Source organism: Bifidobacterium jacchi (genome assembly GCF_009078285.1).
GTDB classification, from domain to species: domain Bacteria; phylum Actinomycetota; class Actinomycetes; order Actinomycetales; family Bifidobacteriaceae; genus Bifidobacterium; species Bifidobacterium jacchi.
On the sequence record NZ_RQSP01000061.1, the window covers coordinates 1 to 11,271 of the forward strand.

Consider the following 11,271-nt stretch of genomic DNA (forward strand, 5'->3'; position numbering starts at 1 on the left):
CTTGGAATGGTGTGATTGTATCATGCGGCGTTGATGAGTTCGAGCATCCTCTCGGATGGTTTCCTGTAGTCGAGTGTTTTGCGGGGCCGGTCGTTGAGTTCCTCGGCGACCGCGTCGAGGTAGTCCTCAGGGTAGACGCTCAGGTCGGTGCCTTTGGGAAAGTACTGGCGCAGGAGCCCGTTGGTGTTCTCGTTGGTGCCGCGCTGCCACGGGGAGTGCGGGTCGCAGAAGTAGACCTGCATGTCCAGAGCGGTCGAGATGCGCTTGTGCAGGGCGAGCTCGCTTCCCTGGTCCCAGGTCAGCGAGTTGCGCAGGAGCCTGGGCAGGTGCCGCATCTTGTCGATGACGGCCTGCTGGACGTGTTCGGCGTCGTGCCCGTCGGGCAGGTGCAGAAGGATCGTGAACCGGGTCGTGCGTTCCACGAGCGTGCCGATCGCGCTTTTGTTGGCCGCGCCGCAGATCAGGTCGCCTTCCCAGTGGCCGGGTATCGCCCGGTCCTCGACCTCGGCGGGTCGCTCGCTGATCATCACCATGGGCTCGCGGAACCGGGGTTTGCGGGAGCCCGCCTGATCGTGGGGCCGGCGGCTGGCCCGTCCGCTCCTCAACGCCTTGGCGACGTCCTTTCCCAGCTCGCCCCTGGCCTGGACGTAGATGGCCTGGTAGATCGTCTCCGTGCACACGTGCATGTCATCATTATCCGGGAAGTCGGCCCGCAGCCGTCCCGCGATCTGCTCGGGGCTCCAGTGCGCCCGCAGTCCGGAGCGGATGCAGTCGAGCAGGCCCGGCACCGTATGCACCTTCGCCGGCTTGGGCCGTCTGAGCCGGTCGGCGCTCATCTGCTGGGCCCGGTACGGCTCGTACACGCCGGTCGCGGGGTTCGTGTTGCGCGCCAGCTCGCGGCTGACCGTCGACGCCGGACGGTTGAGCCTGCGCGCGATCTCGCGCACGCCCGTGCCGGTCTTCCGCCAGTCGGCGATGCTGATGCGCTCGTCCTGGCTCAGGTACCTCGAACTGATCTTCCTGGGAATGTCCACGGTGGAACGATACCAGTCCACCGACGGTTTCTCGTTCCTTCCCGTCGAGCGCTTCCGCCCGTTGCGCCACACCTTGCCGGTGCGCTTGGACACGCCCACGGCCCGCGCGGCCTGCGTGAAGTTCATGCCCGCCTCGAGATGCTCGACGTACCGACGCCGCCGCGCCGCGCACATCTGCGACCTCGTCGCGTACTCCACGCCCTCGAACAACCACCTGCCCACCTGTTCCTCCCGTCGGTCGGTCAGGTGTTGCAACGATCACTGGAACCCGCCGTTGCTGGGCGGTTGCATAGAGGGGGGATTCATGAGGGGATGCATGCCGTTGATGGTTGATAATGATGATTAATGATTAATGATGAGGCTGGGACTATGACGCCCCAGCCGGCGTAATCGATTCGGTCTGTGGTCGATCAGAGACCGGTCAGCGGCGCGTTGCGCTGTCATGTTGTTCTGTACCGCCTGTACCGCCGCTGTGCATTTGTCATGTGCATTTGTCACGCGGCGCATTTTTCCTTGTTTTTTGCGCCGCGTGACAGATTTCAGTGTCTGGTGGCGCTCGAAATGGCGATGATTGTGTCTTGCGCAGAGTGTGCTTTACTTGGGAATGGCGGTATTCCGCCGTTTCTTGGATGCGCGCTTGCATTCGATCGTGGCTGATGAGGGATCGATTGCGGTCGGATCGCGGGTGGGTTGTCACGCGGCGCGTTTTTCGTCGTTTTTTGCGTCGCATGACAAAACCGACAGCCCACCGCCAGCCCACCAGCGCGTCAGCTGATGTCGCGCACGGAGGAGCGTTCGATCAGCTCGCAGGGGACCACGGTCTTGACGCCCACGGGCACCGTGCCGCCCTCGCACATGGTCTTGACCATGTTGAACGCCTCGTGACCGATGTCGTTGAACCGCATGCGCATGGTGGTGAGGGTGAGTCTGGGCACGATGCCGACGAGCAGATCATCGACGCCGACGATGCTCACGTCCTGCGGCACGCGTTTGCCGGCCGACTGCAATCCGAGCATTGCGCCATAGGCCATCTGATCGTTGGCTGCATAGATCGCGGTGCACTCGGGGTCGCGCGCCAGGGAGAGTCCGGCCTGATATCCGCTGTCCGCCTCCCAGTCGCCGATGTAGGTCTGCGGCACGCGCAGCCCCAGCTGGGTGAGCGAGTCCCGCCACCCGAGGACACGGCTGATCGCGGCGCGCGAGGTCGAGGGGCCGGCGATGTGATACACCGTCTTGTGGCCTTTGCTCAGCAGATAGTCGACGACAGCGGTGGAGCATCCGTACTGGTCGGCGTCGATGGTGGGGCACGAGTTGGAGGGATCCTCGCTGAGGATCACCACCGGCAGCTCCTTCGGCGGGCGGAACGTGTCGAAGTCGGACAGCTTCTCCTCCATGACTACGATGACCCCGTCCACGGGCAGCTGCTTCATGTGGTTGATGGCAGCCTCAAGCGTGCGTTCGGGGCCGGTCCCGATCTGCTGGAGCGTGACTGCATAGTCGTTTTCGTCGGCTGCGGCGGCGATGCTGTCGACGATATGCGAGTTGCCGAAACTGGTCATATTGAACATGACCACGCCGATATCGTTGAAACGGCCGTGCTTCAGTGCACGTGCGGCGTAATTGGGCCGGTAGCCGAGACGCTCCATCGCCTCTTCGACCTTGCGGCGGGTACCGGGCCGTACGGCATCGCTGCCGTTGGCCACGCGGGACACGGTTTGCGGCGACACTCCGGCGGCGCGCGCCACGTCCTGCATTGATACCGGTTGCGTACTTTCCATGACTTCCTACTTCAATGGTCTTCAATTGTCAGGTGTTCCATTGGAACACCTTTGTTTTTCGTTCTCATTGTATACATAAGAACAGTTGGAAGGAAAACATGATTTGTCCGCGTGTCGTATGGAATGGTGCTATATTGATAACGTAAACATTCATCAACGTACGTCATCTGGTATGGAGCGGACCGTATTGAAAGCCTCGAACGAGACGACGTGCGATGCAACCTGTTCCTTCGAAGGAGAGGGTGATCATGACATCTGTTGAGGCATCCCCGGTCGATGCCGCGCGAGCGCGAGGCGGGCAATCGGGTGCAGGCAGGGTGAACAAGCATAAGGCCGATTGGCGTGGCTGGAAGTTCATGTGGCCGTTCGCGGTGGTTTTTGTGTTCGTGTTCATTATTCCGATCGTGTATGCAATCTATATCAGCTTCTATCAGAAGAAGATGATCGGTGGCACAGTGTTCGTGGGGTTCGCGAACTATGCGCGTCTGTTCCGCGATCCGATGTTCTGGAGCTCGGTGTGGCGTGTGGCGTTGTTCACGATCGTGCAGGTGCCGATCATGCTGTTCCTGGCGGCGGCGATGGCGTTGGCGATCGATTCGATGAAGCTGCATGGCACGAAGTTCTTCCGTATCTCCACGTTCCTGCCGTATGCGGTGCCTGCGGTGGTGTCGACGCTGATCTGGGGTTTCGTGTATGGCGCGAAGTACGGTCTGGTGGGGTCGCTCAACGATCTGCTGGGCACCGACATCGACATGTTCAATCCGAGCGTGCTGCTCGCGTCGATCGGCAACATCAACACGTGGGAGTTCACGGGTTACAACATGCTGATCTTCTACAGCTCGCTGTCGACGATCCCGCATTCGCTGTATGAGGCGGCGTCGATCGACGGGGCGAGCGAATGGCAGATCGTCAAGAGCATCAAGCTGCCGGAGCTGAAGGGTTCGCTGGCGATCACGGTGATCTTCTCGATCATCGGCTCGTTCCAGCTGTTCAACGAGCCGAGCATTTTGCAGAAGATGGTGCCGGGCAACGCGATCACGACGTATTACACGCCGAACATGTACGCGTACAACCTGAGCTTCACGGGCGGCCAGTCGAACTATGCGGCCGCATTGGCGATCGTGATGGCCGTGATCACGATGGCGATCGCGTACGCGGTGCAGTTGAGGAGCATGAAGGAGCAGATGAAGTGAGCAACGCAGCCATGACGACGAATGGGCCGGCCACTGTGCCGGCGACGCTGAAGGAGCAGGAGCGCGCCGCGAGGCGCGCGGAGAAGGCGCGCCAGAAGCGCGTCGCGCGCGACGAGGCTGCGGAGCGGCGTCGTGCTGCGAAGTCCGGGTTCGCGAACGTGACGAATCCGCGTCGTTCGACGCTGATGACCGTCCTGTGCGCGATCTTCGCGGTGTACTGCCTGTTCCCGTTCGTGTATCTGGTGATCAACGCGACCAAGACGCAGGCGGACTTCACGTCGACGTTCGGCCTGGGGTTCGGCAAGTCGTTCGCCCTGTGGGACAACATCGTGACGGTGTTCACGTATCAGGACGGCGTGTTCGGCCGCTGGTTCCTCAACACGATCCTGTACGTGGTGGTGGGCGCGGGCGGCGCGACGCTGCTGGCGATCATGGGCGGCTACGCGCTGGCGAAGTTCCGTTTCCCGGGCCGCAAGGCCGTGTTCGCGGTGATCATCGGGTCGATCTCGGTGCCGGGCATCGCGCTGGCGGTCCCGCAGTTCCTCCTGTTCGCCAAGCTTGATCTGACGAACACGCCGTGGGCCATGATCATCCCGTCGCTGATCAGCCCGTTCGGCCTGTATCTGATGTGGATCTTCTCGGAGCAGGCCGTGCCGACCGAGCTGCTGGAGGCCGCGCGCGTGGACGGCGCGTCGGAGTGGCGCACGTTCCGCACGATCAGTCTGCCGCTGCTGGCGCCGGGCATCGTGACGACCGCGTTGTTCACGATCGTGGCGACGTGGAACAACTACTTCCTGCCGTTGATCATGCTGCAGGACAAGAAGTGGTATCCGCTGACGATCGGTCTGAACCAGTGGAAGGACCAGGCGTCGACCGCTGGCGGCCAGGCCATCCAGAACCTGGTCATCACGGGCTCGCTGATCACGATCATCCCGCTGGTCATCGCGTTCCTGTGCCTCCAGAAGTACTGGCAGTCCGGCCTCGCCGCAGGCGCCGTCAAGGAGTAGCACCCGCAACAGCCCGCAATAGCGCGCAATAGCGGGTAAGCAGTCGTAACCTCTCTGTCCACCTGAAAAAAGGTATTCGACGCACATTCGGCGTAGGCTGGATGTGCGTCGAATTATCATCCGCTGTTTGCCGTGTGATGTCAGTTGGGGAGGGGCTGAGTGCAAGCTTGACGCGTCTAACGATGCATGCGCACAGCTGCGACAGAACGATGAAGCGCAGCACGATGTGCTACCGCACTGCACTGCTCACGACACAGTCGTGACCGGCGCAGTCATGAACAACGTAATCAAGAATCAATGCAAATCAATGCAAAAGGAGAACCAATGACCAAGCGAAGGGAATTCCGCTGGCCGCAGCCTCTCAAGGGCGAGGAAGCCCGCATCTGGTATGGCGGCGACTACAATCCCGACCAGTGGCCGGAAAGCGTATGGGACGACGACATCCGTCTGATGAAGCAGGCCGGCGTCAACCTCGTGTCCGTGGGCATCTTCTCGTGGGCGAAGATCGAGACCAGCGAGGATGTATACGATTTCGACTGGCTTGACCGCGTCATCGACAAGCTGGGCAAGGCCGGCATCGCTGTCGATCTGGCGTCCGCCACCGCCTCCCCGCCGATGTGGCTCACCCAGGCGCATCCGGAGGTGCTGTGGAAGGACGAGCGAGGCGACACCTGCTGGCCCGGCGCCCGCGAGCACTGGCGCCCGACCAGCCCGATCTTCCGCGAATACGCGCTCAAGCTGTGCCGCGCGATGGCCAAGCACTACAAGGACAACCCCTATGTGGTGGCGTGGCATGTCAGCAACGAGTACGGTTGCCACAACCGCTTCGACTATTCGGATGACGCCATGCGTGCCTTCCAGAAGTGGTGCCGCAAGCGCTACGGTACGATCGAGGCCGTCAACGATGCGTGGGGGACCGCTTTCTGGGCGCAGCGTCTCAACGATTTCTCCGAGATCATCCCGCCGCGCTTCATCGGCGAGGGCAACTTCATGAACCCCGGCAAGCTGCTTGACTTCAAGCGCTTCAGCTCCGACGCGCTCAAGGACTTCTACCGTGCCGAGCGCGACACGCTGGCCGACATCACCCCCGGCCGTCCGCTGACCACCAATTTCATGGTCTCCGCCGGCGGCACGCCGCTGGATTACGACGATTGGGGCGCGGACGTCGACTTCGTCGCGAACGACCACTATTTCACGCCCGGAGACGCGCATTTCGACGAACTCGCGTACTCGGCATCGCTGTGCGACGGCATCGCCCGCCGCAATCCGTGGTTCCTGATGGAGAACTCGACCAGCGCCGTCAACTGGCGTCCGATCAACCATCGCAAGGAACCCGGCCAGCTGGTGCGTGACGGTTTGGCGCATCTTGCCATGGGCGCGAACGCGATCTGCTTCTTCCAGTGGCGTCAGTCGAAGGCCGGCGCCGAGAAGTTCCATTCGTCGATGCTGCCGCACGCGGGCGAGGATTCGCAGGTATTCCGCGACGTGTGCGAGCTTGGCGCCGATCTTGACCGTCTGAGCGGCGAGGGTCTGCTCGATACGCGACTTGCCAAGTCCCGCGTGGCCGTGGTGTTCGACTACGAGTCCGAATGGGCGACCGAACACACCGCCACGCCGACGCAGCAGGTGCGCCATTGGACCGAGCCGGTCGAATGGTTCCGCGCCTTCGCGGACAATGGCATCACCGCCGATATCGTGCCGATTCGCTCCGATTGGGATTCGTACGAGGCCGTGGTGTTGCCGAGCGTGTATCTGCTCAGCGAGGAGAACACGCGTCGGGTGCGCGATTATGTTGCGAACGGCGGCCGTCTGTTGGTGACCTATTACACCGGCATCGCCGATGATCGCGATCACATCTGGCTTGGCGGCTATCCGGGTTCGATTCGCGACGTGGTCGGTGTTCGCGTCGAGGAGTTCGCGCCGCTCGGCGACGATTTCCCCGGCACGCTGGACCATGTCGATCTCGACAATGGCACTGTGGCGCATGATTTCGTTGATGTGATCACCTCCACGGCGGATTCGGCGCGCGTTCTGGCATCGTTCAAGGCGGATCCGTGGACTGGTCTGGACGGCGCGCCCGCGATCGTCGCCAACGAATACGGCGACGGCCGCACAGTGTACGTCGGCGCACGCCTCGGGCATGAGGGCATTGCGGCAAGTCTGCCGGCGATGCTCGATTCGCTTGGTTTCGACGCGCCGCTGCCGGACGGTGTTGCCGATGTGGCTGCTGCCGGCGATGTGCTGCGCGTGCGTCGAGTCGGCAAGGGCGGCGAGTTCACGTTCCTGTTCAACCGCACGCATCATGCGGTCGACGTGCCGGTTGACGGCGAGGTCGTCGTCGCATCGCTGGCGCAGGTCGATGAGGCCGCATCTTCGGTCCGTATCGATGTCAACGGCGTCGCCGTGGTCAGGGATCGCGACTAGTACCGGAGTCTCGACTGGTCGGTGAGTTGACGCTTCGCGCAGACGGCGGCAGTCCGTAGGTAGGGCTGCATGCCATTCGCGCGTGGCGAGTTCCAAGCCGCTGCTACACTGGGTTTGCTCAGTGGGCAGCGGCTTGTTTGTATATTGTTTGTATATTCCAGTGTGCCTTGCTGCGCAGCGGCTATGTCTGTGACATTAATGATATGACTATGGTTGCGCTATCTTCCTTGGAATTCCGCTGTTTTCTTGCGTGTAAACGGTCTGTTTCGGCGTGTTGCGGTTGCGTGATCGCTGGAATCGTATACACTGAGTGTTAACGCAATCATAGAAGAAACGGCGAGCAAACGCCGTGTCTCGTTGACGAGATTGCTGGAATGAGTAGGCCCAGAGGTTGAGTCAACGAGGGTGCAGCTTTTTATGATAACGTCCACCATTGTTCAGTCACACCAGTGACTGGGAAGGAGAAGGAACGATGAAGTTCACCGTTGCCAAGAAGCTCATCGCATCGGCTGGTGCCGTTGCCATGCTGGTCGGCGTCGCAGCCTGCGGCTCCGACGATTCCGCCGGCAACAAGCCGGCGCAGGAGTCCGACGTCAAGGAGATCACCGTCTGGGCTTGGGAGCCCACGCTGACTCAGGTCGCCAAGGACTTCGAGAAGGAGACCGGCATCAAGGTCGATCTTCAGAACGTCGGTACCAACAAGGACGAGTACACCAAGCTCTCCAACGCCATCGATGCCGGCAAGGGCGCACCGGATGTCGCTCAGATCGAGTACTACGCCATCCCTGAATACGCGATCAAGAACCAGCTCGCCGACATCACCGACAAGACCTCCGGCTACGACAGCTTCTACACCCCGGGCACCTGGGCATCCGTCCAGGTGAGCGGCAAGGTCTACGGTCTGCCGATGGATTCCGGCCCGATGGCCTTCTTCTACAACAAGGAGGTCTTCGACAAGGCTGGCATCAAGGAGCCTCCGACCACGTGGGACGAGTTCTATGAGGATGCCAAGAAGATCCACGCTCTCGGCGACAACTACTACATCACCTCCGACACCGGTGACGCCGGCTTCTTCGATTCGATGACCTGGCTGGCCGGCGCGAAGCCGTTCGAGACCTCCGAGGACGGCAACACCGTCACCATCAACCTCACCGGCGACGAGAAGGTCAAGACCTTCGAGGACTTCTGGCAGAAGCTGCTCGACGAGCACCTGATCGACACCAAGACCTCCGGCTGGTCCGATGAATGGTTCAAGGGCATGGCCGACGGCACCATCGCATCGCTGATCACCGGTGCGTGGATGCCCGCCAACCTCGCCAACTCCGCTCCTGACGGTGCCGGCAAGTGGCGTGTCGCCCCGACGCCGACCGCCGACGGCTCCAAGACCAACTCCGAGAACGGTGGCTCCTCGCTCGCCGTCGTTGCCTCCTCCGCCAAGCAGGATGCGGCCTTCAAGTTCATCGAATACGCGAACCACGGTGACGGCGTGAAGACCCGTGTCGATGGCGGTGCGTTCCCGGCCGACACCAAGTCCCTCTCCGACGCTGACTTCCTCGCCAAGACCACGGTGAAGAACTCCGACGGTCAGGATGTCGACTACTTCGGTGGCCAGAAGTACAACGAGGTTCTCGCCGACGCGGCCAAGAACGTCTCCACCGACTACAAGTTCCTGCCCTTCGAGGTCTACGCTCGCGGCAAGTTCGGCGACTTCATCGGTGCCTCCTACACCGGTGACCAGAAGCTCTCGGTTGGTGTCGAGGCCTGGCAGAAGGATCTGCAGGACTACGCGAAGCGTCAGGGCTTCGAGGTCAAGTAACACAAGTAACAGCGGGCTCGCTCCCGATCGGAGCGAACGCTGGAGCTTACCTCAGATACCTGAGGATAACTGAAAACAACACACAATACGCATGATGGAGGAGCGGCGCAGGCTGTTCCTCCACCCTCATGGCGGCCGTTCTTCCCGCCATTCTCCTCTCGGGCGAAGGCCCATCGCATCCGGCTCCTCCGGTTGCGGTGGGCCTTTTCCTGTATTATGCCGGTATTATTCCTGTATTATGCCGGTTTTATGCCGGAATAGCGCACGGTATGCGGTATTGAGCGGTACTGATGCATATCGTTGCTGTGGATTCGATCAGCTGGGCATGTCGGGAAAGGCGGAACGCATGATGATTGGCGCAACGATCAGACGTCGCATATCGACGTTGATCGCCATGCTGACGGCGGCGATGATGGTGGTCGGATTGGCCGCTTGCGACGACGATCCGCGCACCCGTCTTGTCGTGTGGTCATGGGAGCCGAGCATGCCGGCCGTGGTGGAGCGATTCGAGAAAGCCAATCCGGACATTCGCGTCGAGCTGCGCAACGTCAGCGGATATGCCGATCTCAACAGCGCCATCCAGGACGGGTACGGGCTGCCCGACGTGGTGCAGATCGAATATTTCGCGCTGCCGCAGTATGCGGTTTCCGGCCAGCTGCTTGACGTGACCGATCGGGTGAAGGGGTACGACGACTTCTATACGCCGGGCACGTGGTCGAGCGTGCAGCTCGCCGGTCGCATCTATGGGTTGCCGATGGATTCGGGACCGATGGCGTTTTTCTACAACAAGGATGTGTTCGATCAGGCGGGCGTCGATGCCGCGGCGATCCGATCATGGGACGACTACTATGCGGCTGCGCGAAAGCTCAAGGATTACGGCGTGTACATGGCTGCCGACGCTGGTGACGCGAGCTTCTATAACGCGATGATCTGGCTTGCCGGCGGCCGCCCATTCCACACCACGAAGGATGGCAAATCGGTCACCATCGATCTGACGGGCGACGCGGGCACAAGACGATTCACCGCATTCTGGCAGCGAATGATCGATGAGGGACTGGTGGATACGTCGTCGGTGACATGGTCCGATCAGTGGAAGAGCCAACTTGCGAAGGGTGAGGTGGCATCGGTGTTTGCCGGCGCGTGGATGCCGTCGCTGTTGCTCGCCGACGTGCCCGAAGGCGCCGGCTCGTGGCGCGTGGCGACCATGCCCACGCCTGACGGCAGCGAGACCAATGCGGAGAACGGCGGATCGGCGATGGCGGTGCTGCGTTCCACGCGCAAGCCCGAAGCGGCGACGCGATTCATGGATTTCGTGTGCCACGATGCGCAGGGCATACGCGAACGCGTGGACGGCGGTGCGTTCCCGGCTGATAAGAACACGCTTGATGATCGTGATTTCCTTGACAAAAGCGCGATATACGATGCCGATGGATATCCGGTGTCGTATTTCGGCGGCCAGCAGTTCAACAAGGTGCTCTCCGATGCCGCCGAAGATGTGTCGGTCGGATATCAGTATCTGCCGTTCGAGGTGTATGCGCGATCCGATTTCAAAAACGGTATGAGCGACGCCTACACATGGTCACGAAGCAAGCTTGATTTCGACGCGGCGCTCATGCGGGACTTCGACGCGCGTCTGCTCGGTACGACAAGCGGCAGCAACGGTCCGCTTGAGCCTGGCAAGCGGATCACGCTGTCGGACGGGATAGCCGCCTGGCAGCGTGATCTCAAGGAATACGGCCACAATCAGGGATTCGACATGCACTGACCGGTGGTATGTCTGATAAGGCTATGAAGCATGTATAGAGCGTTTATAGAACATTTATGAAGCATTTATGAAGCATTTATAAAGCATTGAGCGGTTCCGTTCTCGCTTCTTTCCCCCGGTCACTTCGCTGCCTTGCGCTAGTGTCCTGCGTCAGAAATTCGTTGATTATATTGTTAGCTCCCCTTGTCAGGACGTTGCCGTTAGGCAAACAGCAGAGCTGTTTGTAGGCAACGTTGCTCGACGACAGTCGAGCC

At 61.1% G+C, this 11,271-nt stretch carries 7 protein-coding genes; 5 read left to right on the plus strand and 2 right to left on the minus strand.

Features of this window, described 5'->3' with window-relative positions:
* Positions 1–20 precede the first annotated feature (20 nt).
* Positions 21–1,160: an IS30 family transposase gene (locus tag EHS19_RS09900; protein ID WP_241677211.1), complete on the minus strand. Its 1,140-nt coding sequence runs from the start codon at positions 1,158–1,160 to the stop codon at positions 21–23.
* Positions 1,161–1,801: 641 nt separating this feature from the next.
* Complete coding sequence (locus EHS19_RS09905) at positions 1,802–2,788, minus strand: LacI family DNA-binding transcriptional regulator (RefSeq protein ID WP_175578417.1); 987 nt, start codon at positions 2,786–2,788, stop codon at positions 1,802–1,804.
* Positions 2,789–3,060: 272 nt separating this feature from the next.
* Between EHS19_RS09905 and EHS19_RS09910 the strand changes: the two genes are divergently transcribed.
* From EHS19_RS09910 to EHS19_RS09930, 5 genes are all read left to right on the plus strand, one after another.
* Positions 3,061–4,005 (plus strand): carbohydrate ABC transporter permease, encoded by a 945-nt coding sequence (locus EHS19_RS09910; RefSeq protein ID WP_151917601.1) that lies wholly within the window; start codon positions 3,061–3,063, stop codon positions 4,003–4,005.
* Positions 4,002–5,012 carry a carbohydrate ABC transporter permease gene (locus EHS19_RS09915; RefSeq protein WP_421745587.1) on the plus strand — a complete coding sequence of 337 codons (1,011 nt, stop codon included), beginning with the start codon at positions 4,002–4,004 and terminating at the stop codon, positions 5,010–5,012. The genes EHS19_RS09910 and EHS19_RS09915 overlap by 4 nt, the downstream gene beginning before the upstream one ends.
* Before the next feature lie 324 nt (positions 5,013–5,336).
* Positions 5,337–7,436, plus strand: a complete 2,100-nt coding sequence (locus EHS19_RS09920; protein WP_151917602.1) for a beta-galactosidase — start codon at positions 5,337–5,339, stop codon at positions 7,434–7,436.
* A 472-nt stretch (positions 7,437–7,908) separates the two neighbouring features.
* Entirely contained in the window at positions 7,909–9,252 is a 1,344-nt protein-coding gene (locus EHS19_RS09925) for an ABC transporter substrate-binding protein (protein WP_151917603.1), read from the plus strand.
* 346 nt (positions 9,253–9,598) lie between these two features.
* Entirely contained in the window at positions 9,599–11,017 is a 1,419-nt protein-coding gene (locus EHS19_RS09930; RefSeq protein WP_151917604.1) for an ABC transporter substrate-binding protein, read from the plus strand.
* The last annotated feature ends 254 nt before the right edge of the window (positions 11,018–11,271 follow it).